The organism is Pseudomonas medicaginis, assembly GCF_965119365.1.
GTDB lineage: Bacteria > Pseudomonadota > Gammaproteobacteria > Pseudomonadales > Pseudomonadaceae > Aquipseudomonas.
In genome coordinates, this window is sequence record NZ_OZ221631.1 from 3764522 (window position 1) to 3787774 (window position 23253).

Genomic DNA, 23253 nt, shown 5'->3' on the forward strand with positions numbered 1-23253 from the left:
GCTGGCATTCCTTTTTCGCGTGCGTGTCGGCTCAAAGTGCTTCATCTGCCAGGAGGGCGATGAGTTCTTCGTCGGTCAGGTGGTTGAAGTTGTCGTGTACTTCGTGCACGGGGCCGGCGGAGGGTGGTGGTGGGGTGAGGGCGCGCGCGTCCTCGGTGACGGGGTACAACTGTTCAATAATGAAGGTGCTCATGCTGCGAACGGTCGGATAGTCGAACAGCAGCGTGGCAGGCAATTTTCTTCCCACGATGCCCGCCAGTTTGTTACGCAATTCAAGCGCCATCAGCGAGTCCAGGCCTTCCGATTGCAAGGGTTCGTTGACGTCCAACAGTTGGCGCTCATTGAGCGCCATGATGTCCCGGGCCACCCGCAGCACGAATTGCTCGATATAGGTTTGGCGCTCGGAGGGCGTGAGGTCGTCGCAGTCGCTGCGCAGCACGCCCAGCTCCGCCAGGTACTCGCGTTCACCGACGGGCTTTCTGATGAGGTTGGCCAGGGTGGAGCGCTGTGCACCTTCGCTGATCGATACGTGGACTTGGCTCCAGTCGATATCGATAACGGTCGGGTTGGCCTGCGTGGTGCCGGCCAGGCTTAACAACATCTCCAGGGCACGGCGAGGCGGCAGCAGGCCGATACCTGGGGCACGTTGGAAGTTGGCCAGGCGTGCGACGCTGTGCGCCATGCCTTGCCCATCCCACGGCCCCCAGTTGACGCTGAGCCCGGCGAGGCCCTGGGTACGCCGGTTGAGTGCCAACTGATCGAGGAATGCGTTGGCCGCGGCATAGTTGCCCTGGCCCGGTGAGCCAAACACCGTCGCGGCGGAAGAAAACAGCACAAACCAGCTCAACTCACGTTCCCGTGTTGCCAGGTGCAACCACCAGGCGCCGTCGACCTTGGCGGGCAGCGGTGCGTGGAAATCCTCCCAGGACTGGGCGCCCAGCAAACCGTCGCGCAAGACCCCGGCGCAATGAAACACGCCGTCGAGGGCGGGTAAGGTACGGTCGATCTCGTCCAGCAATTGCGTGATCTGGCCGCGTTCGCCGATATCGCAGGGCTTGATCACGACCGAAACATCCAGTGCCTGCCAACGCTCTAGGTACGGGGTCAGCGCTTGGGGGTTGACGCTACGCGCCACCAGCACCAGGTGGCGGCCACCGCGCTCGATGATCAGGTCGGCCAGGCTCAGCCCGATGGCACCCAGCCCACCGGTGATCAAGTAAGTGCGGTCGGCTCTGAACGTGGCGGATTGCGTCGCGTCGGCGTCGAGGGGCATGTGTGCCAGCCGCGCGACCTGACGGACACCGTCGATGTAGCGAACAGTGCGCTCGTCATCCGCCACAGCCAGTTCGGCCAACAGGTGGTCGATGCGCTTCGCAGGGGCACTCGTGCTCAGGTCGATATGCCGGCTGCGCGCCTGAGGGTGTTCTTCACCCATGACGCTGCTCAGGCCTCGCAACATGGCAGACAAGGGCGGCTGGTCCGTGATCAAAGGTGTGCTGCTGACGGCAAAGGTCCAGTCAGGCTCCGCTCCCGTGCCCAGGCAATATTGCTGGAGCGCCAGGATGGGCAGCAGCAGGGCACGTTGTTGCTCTGCCAGGTTCTCCTGGCTGGTTGCCGGATGGCTCAAGCCTTGCAAATCGATGACGTGCTCGATCAGTTGCCCTTGGGCCCACGGATCAATCACACCTGCCAGGCTCCCGGGCAACGCCGCGGGTTCAAAACGTGCGTGGTCATCAAGCTCACCGTCGATGTCGGCGCTCAGGCACAGCACCCGTTTGCCGAGGTGCTGCAAGCGCTGTTGCAGGTCCGGGGCGTGGCCCTGGTTGTCCGCGAGGATCACCCACAGCGGGTTGGCCGCCGTCGATACCGGGCGTGCTGATTCGACAGGTGCGACAGCCGGCACCCAGTCGAGCTGATAGGCCAATGAGCGTTGCTGGTTGAGCGAGTCGATCAGCACCGACTTGGGCGCCCGCTTGCTGCGCAGCGCTTCCACGACCACCACCGGCCGGCCTTGCTGGTCGTATACGCTGACCCGATGGCTGTAGGCCTCAAGGGCGGTATCGTCGGCGTTCAGTGGTGCAGGAGACAGGCATACCACGTGGCACCAGAGCGGGCCCTTGACCTGCTGGAGCACCTCAAGCGTGTCGATTGCGAAAGGGATGTATAGGGTATCGCGTCCCGCCAGGCTGAACTGCGCCTCATAGGAGGCTGCCGCGGTGGTTTGGAAGAACGCGTCCATCAACCCCGGCGCAACGACGTAGCCTTGCTCCAGGCTGCCCGGTTTACGTAGGCGCGACAAGGCTTCACCCGGGCGTCGCCAGATCTGTTCCACCCAGCGGAAACAGCCATTGAGCTCGTAACCGGCCGCCGCCATTTCGCGGTAGAACGCCGGCCCATCCAGTTGCTGATCCAGGCCTTGCACAAGGGACTGCGGGTCAACGGCCACTGCCTTCGTCGGGGTTGCCGCAGCCAGGGTGCAGGCGAAGTTATGTTGCCAGGCACCTTCAGTGTCTTCGGTACGGCTATAGCCGGCGATATCGACGACGCCTTCTTGGCGCGAAACGATGTACTGGAAGCTTTTGACTTCATCTGGCGCGAACACCATGGCACCGGGAAAGGTGACATCGCTGAGTTCGTATCCGAGAGGAATCCTGAGGTCCTCGGCAATCAGCGCGGACATTGCCAAATGCGTGGCGCCGGCAATGACTGTGGTGCCGTAGAGCTGGTGGTCATTGATCGGGAAGGGCGTCTCACCGCCAAAACCCAATTGATAAATCACGTCGCCAGTGGCACTGGTGGTTTTTTGCCCCAGTTTGGGCAGGTCGGGACGTTGCGCTCGGCTGTTGGGCTGGCGCGATGGATAAAGCTGCTGGCCGTCGTGCTTGGGCCAGAACGGCCGGTGCTCAAAGGCATAGGTCGGCAGGGTGAGGCGCGGCCAAGTGCGTTGCTGGGCAAACAGTTGCGGCCAGGTGGGTGTGAGCTGGCGGATATACAGCTGCGCGAGAGCGTCCAGCATCTGTTGGCGATCACAGGTTTTTGCCTTGAAGGACGACAACCAGTAGATGCTGGAGTCGTTGAGGCAGCGCCTGGCCATCCCGATAAACTGGGTGGACGGTCCGATTTCCAGCCCGGCCAGTGGCTGCAGGGCTTGCAGGGTGTTGAGCGCCGCGTCGAGCAGCACGGGGGCCTGGACGTGGCGGACCCAGTAATCAGCGCAGGCATATTCGTCCTTCAGCACGGTCCCTGTGACGGTGGACACAAAGGTGATGGACGATGGCTGGAACGCAATACCCTCTGCCACGGCGCGGAACGCCTCCAGCATGGGCGCCATCAGCGGTGAATGAAAACCGTGGGAGACGCGCAGCGATTGGGCATCTATGTCACGTTCGGCACACAGCGCGATCAGGCGCTGCATGGTCTTCGAGCACCCCGAGACCACCGTGTTCGCTGGGCCGTTATGGGCACCGATTGCCAGGGTGTCGGTGACGTTACCGAGGGCATCGAGCAGGCCCAGGGTGGTCGCGTGGTCGGCATGCACTACCAGCATCGAACCCTTCTCGCAGTGCTCGACCATCAGCCTGGCCCTGGCACAGATCAGGCGAGCGCCATCCTCAAGGGACATCACGCCGCCCAGGCAGGCTGCCGCATATTCACCCACGCTATGCCCTAGCACGTAGGCAGGCATGACGCCCCATGCCATCCATTGTTTGCCCAAGGCATATTGCAGGGCGAACAGTGCCGGCTGAGTGTAGTAGGTGTCATTCAACTGACGCGCATCGTCTGCCCACATCACGTCCAGAATCGAGCCGTGCAGTAACGGCTGCATGAGTGCTGCGCATTCATCCAGCGCCTGTTTGAATGTCGGTTCCTGGGCGTAAAGCGTGCGGCCCATGCCTAGATACTGGCTGCCTTGGCCCGTGAACAGAAACGCGGTATCCGTTGTGCCGCGCAGGTCGGTTAGGGGCACCTGCGGTGACGGGGCCTGCAGTTGCTCGCACAATTGCTGGGACGTCGTCGCGACGTACGCCTGGCGGATCTCGAAGTGCGAGCGTGTGGTGCTGGCGGCGTAGCACAGGCTGGCAAGGTCCACTTCGCTGTTTTGCAGCCACTGGACGTATTTGGCTTTGAGCGCGGCCAATGCGTTCGGGGTACGCGCGGAAAGCGGTAGCAAGTAGGGCCGCTCGTCCTGTTCGGCTGACAGCTCGACGGGCGCAGTGAACCCTTGGGCAAGCACCAGGTGGGCGTTGGTTCCGCTGAAGCCGAACGAGCTGACCGCGCCAATTGCTGGCAGCTGGCCCGGCCATGGGCGCAGTTGGTCGGCGACCACGACGCTGGGGGCATCGCCCAGGATATTTGCGCTGAAATGCTGGTTGAGCTGGTTCATGTGCAAGTTGCGCGCGATGGTGCTGTGTTGCAGCATCAACGCCAGCTTGATCAGGCTGGCCACGCCTGCGGCGGCTTCGGTGTGACCGATGTTGGTCTTGACCGAACCGACATACAGGGGGGTGAGGTCTGCCCGCTGCCCATAGACGGCTTCGATGGAGCGCATTTCGATCGGGTCGCCCAGCGGCGTCCCTGTGCCATGGGCCTCCAGATATTGCACGGCGTGCGCAGCGACGCCTGCGTTGGCCAGGGCGGCGCGCATCACACGCTCCTGTGCCGGGCCATTGGGGGCGGTGAGCCCTTGGCTTCGTCCGTCCTGGTTGACACTGCTGCCTTTGATCACGCCCAGCACGTTGTCACCATCGCGCAGCGCGTCGTCCAGCGGCTTGAGCAACACCAGGCCGCAGCCCTCGGAGCGCACATAGCCGTCGGCGGCTTGATCGAACGTTTTGCAGCGACCGTCATGGGATAGCATGCGGGCCTTGGACAGCGCCACGTTGGTGTGGGGGGACAGTGTCAGGTTCACACCGCCAGCCAGCGCTACCGTGCACTCGCCACTGCGCAGGCTCTGGCAAGCGAGTGCAACGCTGACCAGACTGGATGAACAGGCCGTATCGATGGCAATCGCGGGGCCCTCCCAGCCGAGAAAATAGGCCAGGCGGCCGGCATTCACGCTGATTGAATTGCCCGTGGCGAAGTACGCGCTGGTTGCTGGAGCACCTGGGGCATTGAGGATGTGGCTGTACTCATTGGGGCCGCAGCCGACAAAAATCCCGCCTTTTTCCACCGTCGAAGGCAGTACGCCTGCGTGCTCCAACGCTTCCCAGCCGACTTCCAGCAACAGCCGCTGCTGGGGATCCATGCTGATGGCTTCCTGGCTGCTGATATTGAAAAAGCTGTTATCGAAACCGGCGACATCGTCGAGCAGGCCACCCCATCGGCTATACATTTTGCCGGGGGCATCAGGGTCTGCATCAAAGTACTCCGCGCTGTTCCAGCGCGTATTGCCGACTTCGCCAACCCCGTCGATCCCTTCCACCAGCATCGACCAGAACGACGCCGGGTCGGTCACGCCACCTGGGTAGCGACAGCCCATACCGATAATCGCGATGTCCTGTCGCGCAAGTGCGCAGGCATCCGCGGCGGTGCTGGCCTCTACGGCTTGCGGGCTGCGTTCCTTGAGCAACGACAGCAGGTATCCGGTGAGTTGTCCCAGGCTTGGATAATCGAACAGCAAGCTCACTGGCAATGTTTCGCCGGTCAGGGTCGATAGCCGATTGCGCAGTTGCACCGCCATCAAGGAGTCCAGGCCCATTTCGATCAACGGCGCGTCGACGTTGTAATGCTCGCCTTCTTGGCTACCGGAAACTTCGGCGATGCTCTGGCGCAATAGACGCTCGATCGCGGCGTTTGGGGGCAGGGGGCGCATTCTGTCAACGTAGGTGCGCAACGGAGGTTGCGCCGCCGGCACGATCGAAGGCGCCGGCGCCTTGGTGGTTGACAGGCTGTAGAGCCTCATCAGTGCAGGGCTGGAGGGGCTGTGCTGGAACGCGGCCAAGGCGTCCTGGCGCAGCGTGAACACCAGCGGGTTGTGGTGTGGCCCGGACAACAGCGAGAAGAACGCCTTCAACCCGTCGGCAGGGGTAATCAGGCCCAAGCCCTGGGCCGCCAGAGCGGCGGCGGTGGTTGTATCGGAGCTGGCCATGCCGGCACCGGCCCATGGGCCCCAGGCATAGCTGGTCGCGACCCATCCTTGAGCGTTGCGAAAGGCCGCCAGCTCATCCAGGAAGCTGTTGCCGGCGCAATAAGGCCCTTGGGCGTAGTTGCCAAACACGGCGGACACTGAGGAAAACAGTGCGAAGCAATCCAGGGCCAGGTGAGCGGTGAGTTCATGCAGGTACCAGGCGGGCGCGAGCTTGGGCGCCAGTATCGCGGCCACGGCATCCCGGCTCAGGCCGTCAATCCGGCAGTCATTGAGTACACCAGCGGCGTGAATGACGCCGGCCAACGGCAACAGCGTTTGGCCGCACTCGGCAATCAGTTCGGCCAGGGCGGTTCTGTCGGCGATGTCCACGGACATGAGCCTGACATCGCAGCCTTGTTCGCGCAGGCGGCCGACGATGGCCTGTTGGGAGGCGTCCAGCGCGCTGCGTCGGGAAACCAGCAGCAACTGGCCGGCGCCTTGTGACGCCAGGCCTTGGGCAATCTCCAGGCCAAGGGCGCCCAGGCCGCCGGTGATCAAGTAGCTGCGGTCGGCCCGGATATCAAGGGGCGCCGTATGTGCAGAGGCCACGTCCACGAGGCGACATTCGTAGGCGTAATCGGCTTCGAGGCGCATTTCAAAGGGCACGGCGGCGCTGGCGGGGGCTGCCAGCCAGTCCAGCAGTCGCAAAGCGTCTTCAGCCAATGATGGGCCGGGCTGCACGTCGACCTGGCTGAACCGCAGGTGCGTGAACTCTTGCGCCAGGGTCTTGATCAGCCCGACGCTGGCGCTATGAATCAACCGGGCCGCAGGGTTCGGGTTGTAATGGGCGACGACGAAACGGGCATTCGACGCGAGGTACGGCGCGGCACACAGGCGTGTGCTGAGGGTAACGAAATCCTGGACATGCTCGACGGCGGCCGGCCCGGCATCGGTTCTTGTGGCGGTGCTGACATACAGTACGGCATCGAATGGCGTGCCCGTAAGGCAGTCAAGCGTTGCGAGCTCGCTGGCGAGCACGTGGGTGAACACGGGGTGCTGCATCGCTTGGATCAAGTCAGGGACGTCGCACACCAGCAGCCAACGGCCGCTCAAGGGCTGTCGATGTTCACGGAAGTTCCCGGTGGGGTGCCATTGGCGGTGGACGCACAGTTGCAACTCGGCGGGTGCCGCCGGCACCGAGGCTGCTCGGCGTTTGACCGCAGGTTTTGCACCGCCTTCAAACCAATAGGGTTTTTCGTCCAGCGCTTCAAACGGCAGTGCCAGCTTGCGCACGTTGCCCAGGGGGGCAGGGAGGGTGGGCAGCACGCCGTGGACATAGAGTTGCGCGAGGTTTTTACGCAGCATGCGGTTGTCGTCATGGCCCTTATGCAGCGAGGCGAGCAGCGCGCGCGTATCGTCAGTGGCCAGTTCGCGCCGGGCAAGGTCGGTCAGCGTGGCACTCGGGCCGATTTCCAGCAGCAGGTGCGGTTGTTCCGCCAGCATAGCCTGGAGTGCCGCATGGAACTCCACTGGCGCGGCGATCTGACGGACCCAGTATTGAGCCTCGCATACCTCATTTTCGACGCGCCGCCCCAGTACGGTCGAATAGAACGGTACCGTTGGCACGCTGTAGTGAACCTGCTCGGCCACTCGAGCAAACGCTTGCAGCATTGGTTGCATCAACATGCTGTGAAACGCCCGTGAAACCGCTAGTGGCGTGTTGCGAACTCCTTGCTCATCGAGCATGCGTTGTATCTGGGTGACAGCAAAGGCTTGGCCGGAGATCACCAGATCGTTGCGGCTGTTCTGTGCGGCAATCGATACATGATCGGTGAAGGGTGCCAGCAGTTGCTCGATGGCTGAGCGCTCGGCGTGCACCGCCAGCATGGCGCCGGGGGCGGTGAGGGCCGTCATTAACTGACCGCGCTGAATAATCAGCTTGAGTCCGTCTTCCAGGGAAAATACCCCAGCGGCGCAAGCCGCAGCATATTCGCCCAGGCTGTGGCCGATCACCGCTGCGGGGGTGATGCCCAGGCTGGCCCAGAGGCGGGTCAATGCATATTGAAGGCAGAAAATCGCCGGTTGGGTGTAGTGGGTTTCGGCCAACTCAGATGCGAGGCTTCCCCACAGCACGTCTTTAATGCCATGGCCGACTTCACGCTGATAGAGCGCGTCGCACTGGTCCAAGGCCTCTTGAAACACCACCTGGCTGGCGTACAACGGCTCGCCCATGCCGATGTATTGCGCGCCTTGGCCGGAGAACATCAGGCTTGGGGCGCTGGGTTTGTCTGGTGGAATACCCTGATAAACCGCTTCCGGGCACTCGCCGGTGACAAATCGCGCGAGCAATTGGCTGGCGTCCTGTGCGTTGTCCGCCACCACCGCCAGGCGGTTTTTCGACGATTGGCGGTAGCGATTGCTGGCGAGACAGACGTCGGTAAAAGGATGCTCGGTATCGCTCAGGTACGTTTGCCAGCGAGTGGCGGTCAGCGCGAGGGCCTGCGCCGAGGAGGCGGTAAAACTGAGGACGCCGGGGCTTGTTTCGGGCGGGTCTGACGGGCCGTCGTCATCCGTCGAAGACAGGATCATGTGAACATTGGTGCCGCTCAAACCGAATGCACTCACGCCGGCGTATTGGGGTTTGTCCTGTTGTGGCCAGGCGTGGCTGTGGGTAGGCACCACTAGATTGTTTGTCGCCCAATTGATATGAGGGTTGGGCGTGGAAAAATTCAGGTGCGGCGGGATCAGGTTGTGCTTGAGCGAGAGCGTCAATTTGATCAAGGCCGCGATGCCGGCTGCCGATTCCAGGTGGCCAATATTGGTTTTCACCGAGCCAACGAGCAGTGGCAGGCCAGGGGCGTCTTGGCGCAACGCGCGCAGTAATGCATTGGCTTCAATCGGATCACCGAGGGGCGTTCCGGTACCATGGGTCTCGACATAGTGTATGTGCTCGGGGCTCACCCGGGCCTCTTTGAGTGCCGCTTCGATCACGGCCTGCTGCATGCGTCCGTTGGGTGCCGTCAGGCCATTGCTGGCGCCATCATGGTTGACCGCCGAGCCACGGATCACTGCGTAGATATGATCGTTATCCAGGCGTGCCTGCGTCAGTGTCTTCAGCACGACGACACCGCAACCTTCACCACGTACATAGCCGTCGGCTTCAGCATCAAAGGTGCGGCACAGGCCCTGGCGGGACAAGGCTTGCATACGCGACAGGCCGATGCTGTTTTCCGGCCCGAGAATGACATTCACCCCGCCCGCCAACGCCATGCTCGATTCGCCTTTGCGCAAGCTGTCGCAGGCCAGGTGCACGGAGAGCAGCGAGGACGAACATGAGGTGTCCAGGGCCAGTGTTGGCCCATGGAAACCAAACAGGTACGACACGCGGCCCGCCGCCACGCTCTGGGCATTGCCCAGGCACGCATAGGCGTCGATCAGGTTCGGGGCCAGCGGGTCGATGGTCAGCCGCGCATAGTCGTTAGTGCTCAAACCAAGGAAAACCCCGGTATTGCTGCCTTTCAAGTCAGCGAGGTTCTGGTTCGCATCGCGCAGCGCTTCCCAGCAGACCATCAGCAGTTGGCGCTGCTGTGGGTCCATCAGATTGGCTTCATGGGCCGGCAGTTTGAACAGTTGGGCGTCGAAGTGATCGATGTTGTCCAGCAGGCCACCGTGCTGGCTGTAGATCTTCCCGGCCATGCTGGCGTCCGGATGGAAATAATCGTCCGCCGACCAGCGCTCATTGCTGATATTGCGCACGGCGCATTCGCCGTTCTTCAGTTGTTGCCAGAAGGTTTGCGGTGTTGTCGCGCCGCCCGGGAACCGGCAGCCGATGCCGACGATGGCGATCGGTTCGTTCAGGTTTGATTGCAGGTGCTGGACTTGCTCCCTGAGATTGAGGATTTCGTAGACAGAGTTTTCCAGAAGCTCCTTGATTCCCGTGGGTTTAGCGTCTGTCGATTTCATTGGTTTGATCTCAAGAAGTTAGTCTTCACCCGCAACAGGGTGATTAAAAAGCGGTGTGCATCGCCAAACAGTGGCCACGAGCTGACCGGCGTGCCGCAATGGCCGCCAGTCGTGCAGGGATTTTTAGAGCGTGTGCAGGTCTTGAGCGGCGTCAGGCACGCCGCTTGAGACGGTCAACCGTGAGCAGTTGGGCTTTTGGGGCCGAGCAGGCTTTCCAGCAATGCCATCATTGCCTGTTCATCCATCTGCCCCAGGCCGGCCTTGTCGACGGCAGGCTCGGCTATCGGGCGCGACGGCTGTACCGCAGGCGTGCCGGCCTTTGCCGTGGCAGCTACATAACCCGCCAGTTCGCCGGGAGTCGGGTAGTGCCAGGCGATCGTTGAGTCCAGCGGAACTTTGGATACCTGGGACAGCTCGGCGGCGAGTTCCACGGCGTCCATGGAGGTCATGCCCACCTCGGAAAAAGGTGTATCAATCGACATCGACAAGTCCTCGCCGTAGTCGCGATCAAGCAGCCAGCGGTATATCCAATCGCCAACGGTATCTCGCGTGACGGACGACAACGGCGGTGGGGTGTAATTCAATGCATCAACGGCAGGGGCGGTCATCAGGTCACGTCTCCGTGTGAAATAGCGTGAGGCTCAAGCCCCGGTGCGGTAGGCCGAAAAGGCACCAATTGCTTGTCGATCAAGCGTTGGCGAATGACACGCCGGCGTTTTTTCCCGCTCGAGGTTTTTTCGATGCTGCCCTTGGGGCAAAAGTGCACGCGGTTCAACAGCGCGTCGTGTGCGTCGAGCACGGCCAGCGTGAGGGTTTGCTGTTTTCTGGCCAGCTCACTACCGGTGTCGTTGGCGTCGCCCTCGAGTACCAAGTGCAGCTCCATCAAGCCGGTATGGGGGTTTTCGATCGACAGCAGCGCACTTCCAGACGCGCGTACAAAGTCAAAATCTTCAATGGTTTCTTCGATGTCCTCGGGGACGATGTTCTTGCCGCCAATGACGATCAAGTCATCCTGACGCGAGTAGAAATACAGCTCCTGCTCATGCATGAACCCCAGGTCACCGGTACGCAGGCGGCCGTCCTTGAGCTTGGCGAGGGTTGCCTCGGGCATATTCAGATAGCCCGGCGTGAGGCAGTCGCTCTCAATATTGATTTCACCGAGCCTGAGATCCGGCAGAGGCTGATCGTTGGCATCCCGCACGCTGATCAGATGGTGGCGGTTGGCTTCACCGGAGGAAACCAGCTCAATGCGCGTTTCGTCGGCTTCGTTTGCCAAGCACACCTCCCCGTCGGCGCTGATGGTGACTGCGAGGATCTTCAGCGTGCCCCGTTTGCTCGCGCTGGCGCCAAGGCTGTTTTCCGCCATGCCATAGGCGGAGTGGATATGCTCCGGGGCGAGTTTGAGCGGGGCGAAGCGCTCCTGCACTTTCCTGAGTACCAGGGCACTGATTTTTTCTGCCGAGATGTAGAGGTGCAGGCGAGACAGGTCGACGTGTTCATCGTCGTACAAGCGCTTAACCGTACGCAGAGCCGCCACCAGTGCGGAGTTGGTGATAAAGCTCAGGTCGACCTGATGTTCAGACAACAGCTTGAACCAGCGGGCCGGATTGCGCATAAAGTAATCCGGGGTGGCGAGCAGATGGTTGCAGCCGCGGAACATCGGGAACAGCACACCGGTGAACAGGCCCATATCGTGGTGGATCGGCGTCCACGAGGCGCTGCTTTGCACGCTGACGCCATGGCGGCTGGTGGTATGGGAGTGCTCAATGTGCTGGAGCTGATTGATGATCATGGCGTGGGTCACAATCACGCCTTTGGGGAAACCGGTACTGCCCGACGAGAACTGAATGATCGCCATGTCCTGCGGTTTAGCCACGGCCACTGCCGGCGCGGTGGGCAGGGCAGGCGGGTCGAATGTCGGTTCAGAGTGAATATTCAGCCCGGTTTCCGTGCGCCACAGCGCGATGTCGTCGTTGCCGATTGCCTTGTCGCACAACAGCAACTGGAAGCTGCACGACTGATTGCAGCCGGACAGGAAATCGGCGTAATTCACATATTTACCTGACTTGGTCCGCAGCGGGACGGCGACCAGATTTAATCGCCAGCACGCCATCAGATAACCGACCAACTCGATACTGTTATTGAGGATCAAGCCGACGCGGGCCTGCTCCTGCAAGCCTTGAGTGGCCAGTTTTGCTGCGCATTTATCTACGAGCAAGCCGAGTGCTTCAATGCTATAGGACTGCTGTGTGTCAGCGAACGTCCATCGCGCAGTGTTGTTTTTAAGTGCATTGCTGAATGTATGATTGATGGTCAGCATTTTTTATTCTCGCAGGCAGTCTTTCCCAAGTATGTTTGGGGGCGTTGGCTGTTGGGTATTAGAAGTAGAAGTCGAGCTTTACTTGAACACGGTCATTGTTTTCGAATTGTCCGAATAAACCATTGCGGTCTCCGTAAAACACATCCAGGCCGACAGTGCCCTTAATATTTTCAGTCAGTTTGGAGGTGTATTGAAATCGAACCAATCCGTCGCCGTCGTTGTTGTTGGTGAGCCAGCGCGCTTCAAAACTGTCGCGTTGATGACGCAGGTCCTTCCGATAAAGGAATGTCATTATGTTGTCGACTTTTTTACGCGGTAGGTAGCCCGTAGTTTCGCCCAGGATACTTTGGTAGAACTGCGCGCTGAAGACACTGTCGGTGACACCATAATAATCAAGTCCGAGCACGTAACTGGTGTCGTTGGTTTGGAATCGACCATCTTTGCTGCGCGGATCGTAGTCGATGACTGAGCGCTGGGTCGCATGAGCCAATTCGCCGCGTAATACATAATCGCCGATTGAAGTACTGGCACTGCCGCCGAACGTGTGGGTTCTTTCGTAGCGTTCGCGAACATTGATCACCGGGCCTGTGCCTGTCATGACCATGTGCGTTTCAAAAAACGGCGCGTCGTTGTAGTGATACATGTAGTTCAGGGAAAAATCCCAGGAGTCGACGCTGGACGTGAGGGCAATGCCCACGTCGGAATCCTTTATCGGCCGGTCGGGCCGCTCGGCGCGCTGACGTTGTACCGGCAGGCTTAGCCCTGTAGGCGCGGCGGGGATCAGTCGTCGCGAACGAATGGCAAACTCACCTTCGTTGTAATTGGGAAAGTCGGTGTAGGTCTGGTCGGGGATCCATAGCACCTGCATATCGAACGGGCCGACAGGCACGACGATATTGGCCATCCACGTCGGAATGCGGGCTTCCTCCGGGTCTTCGAGGATGAATTCGCGGTAGTTCATCGGGTTGACGATATCCAGCACCGTCACCCCATCTGCCTGCCCCCAGACGACTTGTTGCTTGCCCAGGGTCAGGGTGCCTTCCTGGCCTAACGCCTGTCGGTAATAGAGTTCACGCAGGTCGAACTGCAAAGGGTAGTTGTCATAAATCTTGCGCCCATCGCTGATCGATGAAAGTGCCGTCTGGCCAGGTTCACCGGGTTCAAGTTGGCCGCTCATGTTCCAGCGCAAGCGGGTGGAGAGGAACAACCGCGCTTCTGACTCGGTCTCGTAGGACAGCGAATTGTAGAAGCGTGTTTCAGACTTTGAAAGTTTACCCTCGGCTATGTTTTCAGCCGTCTGATACGACACTCTTGAGTCCGAGTTGAATTCTCCAGCGAACACCAGTATAGGCAGCATGGATGCTGAGAATGTGAGCGATTTTAACATGGGGGCCTTAGAACTAGCTCTAATATTATTATACGTGCCGATGAAGTCTGCGCACGGATTGCAAGGCGTCGAGTGCGTGCATCGAAGGCTTATTGGAGTGTGGTGTTTTGTAGTTGAGCTAGAGGTGGCCGTAGCTATATGACGTGATCACGGTGATGTATGTAATTAACCGATCTCTGCCGTGGCTCATTTTTTCACCCTCACCTAGAAGGTGGTGATGAGGGGGAAGTTGTGTGTTCGGCGTCATTGAAGCGTCCATGCGTAAACGGTGAAAAATCGCATAATTCAGCGGTGTCGAAATGCTATCAGTGTGCGTTACCTAACTCAACAAGAGTGCTTCGAAATGTTTTTGCTTTAAAATCGCGTCATCTGTCCTAAGGGACAGATGATCAAAGCCGCGGTTTGTATGGTGTTCTTTTGAACTTGGAACGTTCGTGTCATAACTGCCCCGCAAATAATACTTTGCTCAATACCCACTATAAATATTTCTAAATGTGTCAGGGGTGCATAAATCTAAAACTGAAACTAACGTGCCAATGGATACTTGACTCTGCCCCATGGGACACCTCGTATGCTTTTTCCAGCGTCCACTCTGGCGCGCCGCCAATAAAGGAGTTCCTGTGAAAGGTTTATGTCTGGTGACAGGTGCCAATGGCCATCTGGGCAACACCTTGCTGCGAGCGCTGCTCGATCAGGGCTATCGGGTCCGAGCCGGCGTTCGTGACATCTGTAACCACGCACCCTTTGTCGGGCTGGACTGCGAGTTGGTGTATGCCGAGCTGCTAGACAGTGCAGCTTTGGACAAGGCGCTGGAGGGGGTGCAGGTGCTGTTTCAAGTGGCCGCTGTGTTCAAGCACTGGGCTCGCGACCCGGAGGCCGAGATTGTCGAGCCGAATATTCAAGGCACGCAGCGTGTGCTGCAAGCCGCTTCACGGGCGGGTGTCCAGCGTGTGGTCTACGTCAGTTCGGTGGCCGCCGTCGGTCATGATGGTACGGCGCTGGATGAGGCGCACTGGAATACGGAAAGCGAAAACGCCTACTACAAATCGAAGATACTTTCCGAGCAGGCGGCTTGGCAGTGCGCTGAGACGTTGGGGATGAACATGGTGTCGGTATTACCTTCGGCCATGATTGGCCCCAATGCTGGCCACCTCACCGATACCATGGGATTTCTTCAGTCGGTTCGCCAGCGGCGGATGCCCTTTGACCCGGGGTTTCGTTTCAACTTCGTGGATGTTCGCGATGTGGCCGAGGGGATGATACTCGCCGCCGAAAAGGGGCGGCCAGGGCAGCGCTATATCCTGGCTAATGAGCGTTCGTCGCCGCTCAGCGATTTGATCGAGGCCGCCAACACCCAAGCGCCGGGGTATCGCCAGCCTGCTTCAGCACCACGTTGGTTACTGCTGGGCGTGGCGTGGTTCCAGGAACGCTGGGCGCAACGAGTTGGCAAACCCGCCCAGTTACTCTTGAGCCAGGTGCGCCTGTTTCACAACGTGGCGCAGGAATACGACATCACCAAGGCGAAAAACGAATTGGGATTCAACCCTCGGCCGCCTGAAGTGGCCTTGAGGCAAGCGTTTGCTTATCTGTACAGGCAGGCGCATCAACCTTATGAAGACCTGCGACAGGGCGAGGCGCAAACATTGAGTTCATCTCGCTTTTAAGTTCAATCAAGTGAAGATCAAGTGCCTGCAGTTCCGCGATCCTGTCCCGGACTTGCTGGCGCTTGTCGTCGACTGCCTGGTTGGCCAATGCCAGCGGAAAGGATTTCAACTTGTTTTTTGCGGCAATCAGCGGGTTCATCTCGGCCAGCTTGAACCCGGCAGTCTGCGCTTTGCGGATCAGGTGGACGATTTCCAAGTGATGAGCATTGTAGAGGCGATACCGTCCCTCACGCTCTGGCTCGCTGATCAGGCCCATTTGCTCGTACAGTCGAATGGCTTTTGGGGTGCAGCCGGTCAGTTCGGCGAGTCGTCCAATGAACATCTGTCAATTCCTTATGTGAGACAGCAAGTACTCTAGCGTTGTTTGATCGCCAGAGCTGCAAAAGCCGTCACATAAAAATCGAAAAATGTCGAGGTTGGGCTCAGTAGCGAATCATCACCGACTTCGGCTCGAAGTAATCATCAACGAATGCGCTGCCGAACTGCCGGCCTATCCCCGAGGATTTTTGCCGCCAAAAGGCTCCGCTGGATCCAGCATCGTGCAGGCTTAGATGGCGGGCACCCTGCGCTGGGCTTTGCTCAAGTCGTTTGTCCAGCCAATGTAGCCATTCACTGGAAGTGAATGGCGCTCCATGGTTTGTGGAAAGGCAAAAATGATCAGATGAACAGCCTGCCCGACGACGCCTAAAGACTCTCACTATTGGCGGTGCTGTTTATCGCGGTGGTGCATTCCGATGTGCTGACGCGTGCGAGCAAGGCCTTGTCATACGGCCTCTGCGCCATCATCCCCGCAGCGCTGCTGGTTGGCGTGTTCCTAGCAGCGCGACTGCGCAAGGCGGCACCGCAGCGGTATCTGGTGCTGGGCAGTCACAAGCTCTAGGTGCTCGTGCAGTATCGATGGCGCTGGAGAAGGATCAGGCTAAGCTCATTGGGTTCCCGCGCTCCAGTGCCTCGGCGGCCGGAGTGCCAGGCTGGAGCATAAATAGCTGAGGAGTCTTGCGATGACGCTTCCACAAGCGTTGGCATTCGATGTGTTCGGCACGGTGGTTGACTGGCATTCAGGCATCGCACGTGAGGCGAGTCCATTCGTGTCGACCTACCTGCCCGCTGTCAGCCCCGCGGAATTTGCCATGCAATGGCGCCGGTTGTATGCACCAGCGTTGCGCGAGTGCATCAAGGGGCATGGCGGCTTTGTTGTCCTGGACACATTGCACTACGAGACGCTGGTCCAGTTGTTGACGGCTTACGGCCTGGAAGTCGACCAGGTTGACCCCGCGGTATTGCACACGCTTGCCCATGCCTGGCGTCGCCTGGACCCTTGGCCTGACGTGGCGGAGGGCCTGGCCCTGCTGCGTCGGCGCTTTACGGTGGTGACCTTGTCCAATGCCAATGTGGCCTTGATGATCGCTATGAACCGCTACAACGGTTTGCAATGGGACGCGCTACTGGGAGCGGAGTTCGCGCAAACCTACAAACCGGATCCTGCGGCGTACCTGTCCACGGCCAGGGCATTGGACATCAAACCCGCTGAACTCTGCCTGGTGGCCTGCCACCACAGCGATCTTGCGGCGGCCAGGGATTGCGGCCTGATGACGGCCTATATCGACCGGCCCATGGAATATGGCGGAGCACCTGCGCCCGATGCCACCCAAGCCCAGGATTGGGATTGGCAGGCCGATAGTTTCATCGATCTTGAACATAAGCTCTAGCTGCTTGAGGGACTGTTCAACCGAAACCACCAGCAGCAAGCGCTTGATGCCACCGCTGGCAATGGCGCCCATGGCAAACTCCGGGTGCGACGGGACGCCAAATGCTTGTGTCTCAGTCAACCTTGATTGTTGCTTGAAATATTTCTGCATAAAGCCGAGCGACGGTAGGTGTAAGGTTGTGTACTAAAGGAATCAGAAAATTGGAGTCGGGTGCGAGTCGTTTTGCGTAGATAACTTCGTACACCCTGCGCACGACTCCTGGCTGCGTTTCCTCTTGGTCTAAGCCAGGCATTATTCCTACGGCTTTGTAACCCGCATGCTCCAATGCTTGTTGCATATACGGAGCGCTGGTTGTCGCCATGCCATAGATCAAGCCCGCGCCCATGGACCTTCCCATTTTTTCTCCGAGGTCTTGGGCAGCTACAGCCAGTTTGGTTTGTCTATGATGTTTGGCTACCGCGCCCACTCGCCCGAAGATGACATCAGCGCCGTCAATTTTTTCCCACGTTGCTATCGCGACGATTTCATGATTCTGGCGGACCACGATAGCGAACATTCCCCGCTCCAGATCGTCTTCGAGCACCACGTTGTCTTCATAAAATTGCTGGTTCAGAAAAGGGCTCCCCAACCCCACCCTAATGGAGGGAAACCACGTCTGGAAAAAAACTATCGCTACATCGATCTCCTCGCGTTTCAGGTAATCCCATGTGTAGTCAGAGGGTAAAACAGTGAAACTGCGAATTTGATCTATCGTTGGCCATTTCATGCGGTTCTGCTCGTCTTGTACCCATCCTTGGTCCCTTCATGATTGGACGGAGAGCCTGAGCCGGCGCTGTACGCGGGATCGGGCATGCTTAACGATTTCTCCAGCCACTGCGTGACTACCTTGAAAGCCGAATCTGAATTGCGTTCATAGATCAATCCGTGGCCGTTGCCGTGAATACCGAGCGCCGGTAGATCCAGATGGTGAACGTTGGCACCGGTATTTCGCAGGAAAGGGACGATGCTGGATGCGTAAGCAGCAAACGCTGATGTCTCACCTGTCACCAGCGCTACCGGAACGCCCTGCAACCCGGGAATTTTCAGGGTTGATGGTTCTGCCGTGCGGACTTGCTCCGCCGTCTTGCGAGGCGGATCAAAGGTCAAAGGAGCGGCGGTCAGTCCCCATTCGAGGCTGCCGATACCCGGTGTGTGGCCAAATACCGGCCCCATAGGCTCCACCGCCACAATCCCTGCGATCAGGTCGGGTCGACGATCGGCGACCAACCAGCCACTGGGCCCGGAAGCGGAATGCGTAACGATGATGGCCTTACCGATTCTGTCGAGCAGTTCGGCCAGTCGATCCGCGTCTAGAGCCTGCGAAGCTGCGAGGTCAGCCGGCATAGGACCGTAGGCTGCAATGAAGGCGTCAAACGCTGCTTCGTCATCCGGCTCAAACGGCCACTGCGTTTCTGCGCCTCCCTCTGGAAAGTAGACTTCGCGGGCGCGCTCATAGGAAAACGCTGGCCCCATCGGTCCCATGATGTCGGGGTGATACGGCGATCGCCCGTGGCCGGGTCTGTCGACGCGAAAGACTACGAAGCCTGCTTCGACGAACCGCTGGGCCCAGCCCGGGCGACCATCGGGTGTATCCAGCCATTCAGTGCCTTGCAGCGTGCCACCGTGCACCAGCACCACGGGATAGGGTTGAGTGATGTGCTCGGGGGATTCCCAGGCTACGTACATCGGACCTTTCTGAAAGCTTTTACCGTTCTGGGTAACGCGGGCTCCGGTCACCCAGAAGTTGCCACGCCGCGTACGTTTTATCGGTGCGCTTCGCCAGGGTTGCTGGGCATGATCGGTTGATTGGGTAACTGTCTGCGTAGCGAAAACCGACCAGTCCTTATGCCCATCTCCTCGGGCTACTGCGGATGTCATTTTCGATCGCACGGCATCGGCTGCAGGCAGTTCCAGGCGCTTGAGACGTGCCGCATCAATAGCCAGATTTATATCCTTGAGGCCAAGAGACAGTTTGAAACCCGGTTCAAAACGTCTGTTCACGATGTTCTGCCCATAACGTTGATAACTGGGGCAGGCGAACAGGGTCTGGGTCATGAGGTCGACGAACATCGAGGGGCTCAGTCCATGGCGTTGAGCGAGTTCTGTTGCTTCGCCCAGCGACTGGATGGCTTGAGTGATCATCATGTTGCCGGCGATCTTCGCGATACACGCCAGTTCAGGTTGATCGCCCAAATACCAGGTCTTTTTCCCGAGTAGGTCAAACAGCGGTTGGACCGTCGAGACAGCTGCCTGCGATCCGGCCGCCAGGATATTCAACTTGCCATTTGCCGCCACGGCAGGCACACCGAAAACCGGCGCCGCGATCAATTCAATGCCGATTGCATCATGTATGCCCTGCAACTCCACCATGATCGAAGGCGACAAAGTCGACATCACGATATGCACGCAAGCCCTGTCTGCGTTTTCCAGAGCTGCGCTGGACAGCAGCACCTCCCTGACGGCGGCATCATCGGCCAGCAGGCTGATGACGACCTCTTGCTGAAATGCCAAGGCCGGCGATTCGAGAACGCTGATGCCTTCAAGTTCCATGATCGCAGCGTGACTGCGGTTCCATGCCGAGACGTGATGGCCAGCCCGGACGAGCCGTGGAATGATCGCTCTGCCCATGCTTCCCACACCGATAAAACCAATGTTCATTTGCAGCCCCCGGTTGGTATTCGACGAAGGTGAATGCGGACAAGTATGTCGGGCGCGGGATTGCTACGGCACTGCCATTGCTGCACTCTCACTGTTCATTTTTGTTCGGGGCAAAGCATGGACTGGAGTGATGTGCGGGTCTTTCTCGCGATTGCCCGTAGCGGGTCATTGGGTGCTGCCGCCAAGCTGTTGGGTGTTAGCCATCCGACCGTGGGGCGGCGCTTGCAGGTGCTTGAGCAGTCCAGTGGCCAGCCCATTTTCCTGCGTACCACCCAAGGTCTGGTACTGACCGACAGCGGAGAGAAGCTGCTCAGCCTGGCGCAGGAAATGGAGCAAAGTGCGTTGGCCATCGAAAGGCGACTGGCGGGCGACAGCGCACAGCCAGAAGGTGTGTTGCGCATTTCTTGCGCTGACTGGTTTGCCTGCTATGTGCTGGCCCCCGTCCTGAGTGAACTGGGGCGACGTTACCCTCTGATCGTGCCTGAGGTTATCGCTGGGCATCGATTGTTTGACCTGGCTCGTCGCGACGCCGATATCGCGTTTCGAATCGTCCCTTTCACCGAACCCGATATCGTTCACCGCAAGCTGATCTCCCTGAGCTATGGGTTATACACCGCCGTCAGAACTGCTGACCCCGAGCCACAGGGCGAAGGGGTTGGTTTGATCACCATGAGCGTTGCCCAGTCTCACTATCCCGATGTGCAGTGGCTGCAGCAGCGTTACCCTCTGGCGCGTACCGTGTTCACCAGTAGCAGCCGCACAGTCCAGGCGCAAATGTGCGCGCAGGGGCAGGGCGTTGCCGTATTGCCCCGCGCCCTGGGCGACCAATTAACGGCGCTGCGGCTGATTGATCCGCACGCGCCGCCACCGGGCCGCGATATATGGATGGGCTACCACCAGGACATGCGGCAGATGGACAGCCTTCGTGCTCTTGCCGACCTTGCCTCCATCATGATCGGCAATGAGGCAGGCGGTTGACTCACTCTGCTGGGCGCATGGCCGCCGTTTGCAGCTCTGCAGCAGGTTGGCGCGCCAGGGTCAGGCTCAGTCCCGCGCCTACCGCCAGACAGGCAGCGATGCACAGTATGGCGACGGTGAAGGCGTGGGTGATGGCCGCCGCGTCCGTGTTCGTGCCCAGAAGCGTGTAAAAAATGCCGCCGATGATCGCCACGCTCAGTGATGTGCTGATTTGCAGGGTGGAACTGGTGATGCCCGCAATCATGCCGGAATACACCGGTGCCACGCGTCCTGTGATCATGCGCATCAATGTCGGAAGGGCCAGTCCTTGTCCGAAGCCGATCAGAAAGAGGATCACGGCAAGGGACAGCGCAGAGGGCGTGACGGCCGTCGGTGTGTGCGCCACGAGCCAGGCCAATAGCACGAACCCCAGCACTTCGAGTGCCATTCCGAAGGGATTCACATAAGCCCCCAGCAAACGCCGGAACAGATGGGTGGCGAGCGGCCCCAGCAAGAAACCAGCGCCGAATGGCAGAAAGACCAGACCTGCACTGAGCGGGCTCGTATGCAGTGCTCCCTGTAAATAAATGGAAAACAGCAGGAAGAATACGCCGATCGCGTAGAAGGTCAGCGCGACGAGCAATGCCCGGCCCAGCCCGGGCGCGCGCAGTGCAGCAGGGTTGAGCAACGGAGCGCCTTGCGCTTGATGCAAGCGGGCTTCGTAGCGCCAGAACAGCCAGGCCAGCAGTGGCACCGCCGCAAGCGACAGCCAGGCCCAGAAAGGCCAGCCCGCTTCACGCCCCTCAATCAGTGGAACGATCAGCGCCGCAAGCGTCACCATGGATAGGACCGTTCCGCCCAGATCCAGCTTGCTTGTCTTTTGCGCCCGGGTTTCCTTGACTACGGGAATGGCGATCAGAATGACCAGCAATGCAATTGGTAAATTCACCAGAAATATCGCCCGCCAGCCCAAGTTCATCAGGTCGAGCGATATCAATATTCCGCCAAGTGCCTGGCCGACTACCGATGCCAGACCAAAGACCGCGCCATACAGGCTCAGTGCCAAGGGCTTTTCGGAGTCGGGAAATATCGCCTGTACTGATGCGAGTGCCTGAGGCGCCATGATGGCTGCCGTCACGCCTTGCAGCGAACGTCCGGCGATCAACACCCAGGGTGACTCGGCGACACCGCAGATCAGTGAGGCAATGGCAAAGCCAATCAGGCCAACGAAGAACATTCTCATGCGGCCAAAGATGTCTCCAAGTCGTCCGCCGGTGATCAGTGTCACGGCATAAAGCGCCGCATAGGAAGAGATGATCAACTGTTCGGCGGAGGAAGCGGTGCCCAGGGATTGCTGAATTGAAGGCAGCGCTACGTTGACGATGAAAAAATCCAGCGGCGGTAAAAATGCACCGACCAACAAGATGGCAAACATCAACCAGCGCCGTGGTTCCGGGAGGGCAATTTCTTTTTGAGGCATAAGGTCTCCTTCCTGGAACCCTTCGGTTCCAGAATATTCTCGATTGCGGGTCATACTCTGAATCAGCTGACTCCAATCTAAACGATCAAACCTTCCCTGACGCCGCACATAAATGAACGGCCAATGTTCATTTATGGCAGTGCCGCTCAGTCCCTGACTCCTCGCAAAATGGCAGCACTGTGGCTCCAATCGAGCCACACAACCGAGATTGAGGAGTCAGATATGTCAGGTAAATTCGTTGATCAGATTGCCGTCGTCACCGGCGCATCCACCGGGATCGGGTTTGCGATTGCGCAGGGTTTGATTGCAGAGGGCGCCAAGCGCGTTTACATCACCGGGCGCTCAGCAGCCACGCTGGAGGCAGCGGTGGCCAAGCTTGGCGATAGAGCGGTCGCGGTCATTTCCGATGTCGCCCGCCAAGCTGATCTCGATAAGCTCAAGGCGACGATTGAGGCGCGCAACGATCAGCTTGACTCAGTGTTTGCCAACGCGGGTATCTGTGAAAAGAACCCGTTGGGCGAGACCACCGAGGCCGCCTATTTCAACATGTTCGACATCAACGTGAAGGGGGTCTTTTTTACCGTTCAGACGTTAATGCCACTGTTGAAAAATGGCGCTTCGATCGTGCTGACGGCCTCTATCTGCTCCAGCAATGGCATGGAAGGACTGAGCCTCTACAACGCCTCCAAGGCCGCAGTACGCTCCTTCGCCAGGACTTGGGCCAACGAACTCAAAGGCCGCAAGATTCGAGCGAATGTTTTGAGCCCTGGCTTCACCCGCACGCCTCTGATGGATAACGGCCTGAAGATGAGCGAAAGCGACATTGCCGCGCTGCGCCAACACGTCGAGCAGATCACTCCGCTGGGGTATATGGCCCAACCTGAAGAAATCGCCTCGTCGGCGCTGTTCCTCGCATCCGCCGATGCGAAATATGTCAACGGTGTGGAGCTGATGGTCGATGGCGGCCTGTCGCAGATCTGAACACTTGCTCAACCTTAGTGCAGCCCTC

At 59.3% G+C, this 23253-nt stretch carries 11 protein-coding genes and 3 pseudogenes; 5 read left to right on the plus strand and 9 right to left on the minus strand.

From position 1 onward, the window contains the following. Positions 1-31 precede the first annotated feature (31 nt). The 4 genes from ACMTA2_RS16475 to ACMTA2_RS16490 all read right to left on the minus strand — a co-directional run bounded on the left by ACMTA2_RS16475 (position 32) and on the right by ACMTA2_RS16490 (position 13659). A complete protein-coding gene (locus tag ACMTA2_RS16475; protein ID WP_413790842.1) occupies positions 32-10030 on the minus strand; it encodes an SDR family NAD(P)-dependent oxidoreductase in 9999 nt (3332 codons plus the stop codon). 173 nt (positions 10031-10203) lie between these two features. Further along, positions 10204-10638: an acyl carrier protein gene (locus ACMTA2_RS16480; protein ID WP_413790843.1), complete on the minus strand. Its 435-nt coding sequence runs from the start codon at positions 10636-10638 to the stop codon at positions 10204-10206. Continuing rightward, complete coding sequence (locus ACMTA2_RS16485; RefSeq protein WP_413790844.1) at positions 10638-12350, minus strand: AMP-binding protein; 1713 nt, start codon at positions 12348-12350, stop codon at positions 10638-10640. Before ACMTA2_RS16485 ends, ACMTA2_RS16480 begins: the two co-directional genes overlap by 1 nt. Positions 12351-12408: 58 nt before the next feature. Further along, positions 12409-13659: a DUF1302 family protein gene (locus tag ACMTA2_RS16490; protein ID WP_413790845.1), complete on the minus strand. Its 1251-nt coding sequence runs from the start codon at positions 13657-13659 to the stop codon at positions 12409-12411. Positions 13660-14357: 698 nt separating this feature from the next. On the opposite strand from ACMTA2_RS16490, the gene ACMTA2_RS16495 reads away from it, so the two are divergent. Next, positions 14358-15401, plus strand: a complete 1044-nt coding sequence (locus tag ACMTA2_RS16495; RefSeq protein WP_413790846.1) for an NAD-dependent epimerase/dehydratase family protein — start codon at positions 14358-14360, stop codon at positions 15399-15401. Between the two features lie 58 nt (positions 15402-15459). On the opposite strand, the pseudogene ACMTA2_RS16500 reads toward ACMTA2_RS16495, so the two are convergent. Further along, positions 15460-15723 (minus strand): annotated as a pseudogene (locus ACMTA2_RS16500) (MerR family transcriptional regulator); the annotation flags it as partial. A 100-nt stretch (positions 15724-15823) separates the two neighbouring features. Beyond that, positions 15824-15996, minus strand: a pseudogene (locus ACMTA2_RS16505) (aldehyde dehydrogenase family protein); the annotation flags it as partial. Positions 15997-16092: 96 nt separating this feature from the next. Here ACMTA2_RS16505 and ACMTA2_RS16510 point away from each other — a divergent pair. Both ACMTA2_RS16510 and ACMTA2_RS16515 read left to right on the plus strand, forming a co-directional pair. Continuing rightward, positions 16093-16281: pseudogene (locus ACMTA2_RS16510) on the plus strand (amino acid permease); the annotation flags it as partial. A gap of 121 nt (positions 16282-16402) precedes the next feature. Beyond that, positions 16403-17110 carry a haloacid dehalogenase type II gene (locus tag ACMTA2_RS16515; protein ID WP_413790847.1) on the plus strand — a complete coding sequence of 236 codons (708 nt, stop codon included), beginning with the start codon at positions 16403-16405 and terminating at the stop codon, positions 17108-17110. Between the two features lie 112 nt (positions 17111-17222). Here the strand turns inward: ACMTA2_RS16515 and ACMTA2_RS16520 are convergent, their stop codons facing one another. Both ACMTA2_RS16520 and ACMTA2_RS16525 read right to left on the minus strand, forming a co-directional pair. Then, positions 17223-17876 carry a hypothetical protein gene (locus ACMTA2_RS16520; protein WP_413790848.1) on the minus strand — a complete coding sequence of 218 codons (654 nt, stop codon included), beginning with the start codon at positions 17874-17876 and terminating at the stop codon, positions 17223-17225. Continuing rightward, entirely contained in the window at positions 17873-19807 is a 1935-nt protein-coding gene (locus ACMTA2_RS16525; RefSeq protein WP_413790849.1) for an NAD(P)-binding domain-containing protein, read from the minus strand. Before ACMTA2_RS16525 ends, ACMTA2_RS16520 begins: the two co-directional genes overlap by 4 nt. Positions 19808-19924: 117 nt before the next feature. Here ACMTA2_RS16525 and ACMTA2_RS16530 point away from each other — a divergent pair, with 117 nt between their 5' ends. Next, positions 19925-20785 (plus strand): LysR family transcriptional regulator, encoded by an 861-nt coding sequence (locus ACMTA2_RS16530; RefSeq protein WP_413790850.1) that lies wholly within the window; start codon positions 19925-19927, stop codon positions 20783-20785. 1 nt (position 20786) lies between these two features. Here the strand turns inward: ACMTA2_RS16530 and ACMTA2_RS16535 are convergent, their stop codons facing one another. Beyond that, positions 20787-22244 carry an MFS transporter gene (locus ACMTA2_RS16535; RefSeq protein WP_413790851.1) on the minus strand — a complete coding sequence of 486 codons (1458 nt, stop codon included), beginning with the start codon at positions 22242-22244 and terminating at the stop codon, positions 20787-20789. Between the two features lie 222 nt (positions 22245-22466). Between ACMTA2_RS16535 and ACMTA2_RS16540 the strand changes: the two genes are divergently transcribed. Continuing rightward, positions 22467-23225, plus strand: coding sequence for an SDR family oxidoreductase (locus tag ACMTA2_RS16540; RefSeq protein WP_413790852.1), 759 nt, complete (start codon positions 22467-22469; stop codon positions 23223-23225). Positions 23226-23253 lie beyond the last annotated feature (28 nt).

Excerpts from the sequence above, each read along its gene's own strand:
- ACMTA2_RS16540 (WP_413790852.1), top strand. The coding sequence starts at position 22,467 with ATGTCAGGTAAATTCGTTGATCAGATTGCCGTCGTCACCGGCGCATCC.
- ACMTA2_RS16475 (WP_413790842.1), bottom strand. The coding sequence starts at position 10,030 with ATGAAATCGACAGACGCTAAACCCACGGGAATCAAGGAGCTTCTGGAA.
- ACMTA2_RS16535 (WP_413790851.1), bottom strand. The coding sequence starts at position 22,244 with ATGCCTCAAAAAGAAATTGCCCTCCCGGAACCACGGCGCTGGTTGATG.
- ACMTA2_RS16485 (WP_413790844.1), bottom strand. The coding sequence starts at position 12,350 with ATGCTGACCATCAATCATACATTCAGCAATGCACTTAAAAACAACACT.
- ACMTA2_RS16530 (WP_413790850.1), top strand. The coding sequence starts at position 19,925 with ATGGACTGGAGTGATGTGCGGGTCTTTCTCGCGATTGCCCGTAGCGGG.
- ACMTA2_RS16520 (WP_413790848.1), bottom strand. The coding sequence starts at position 17,876 with ATGAAATGGCCAACGATAGATCAAATTCGCAGTTTCACTGTTTTACCC.
- ACMTA2_RS16515 (WP_413790847.1), top strand. The coding sequence starts at position 16,403 with ATGACGCTTCCACAAGCGTTGGCATTCGATGTGTTCGGCACGGTGGTT.
- ACMTA2_RS16525 (WP_413790849.1), bottom strand. The coding sequence starts at position 19,807 with ATGAACATTGGTTTTATCGGTGTGGGAAGCATGGGCAGAGCGATCATT.
- ACMTA2_RS16480 (WP_413790843.1), bottom strand. The coding sequence starts at position 10,638 with ATGACCGCCCCTGCCGTTGATGCATTGAATTACACCCCACCGCCGTTG.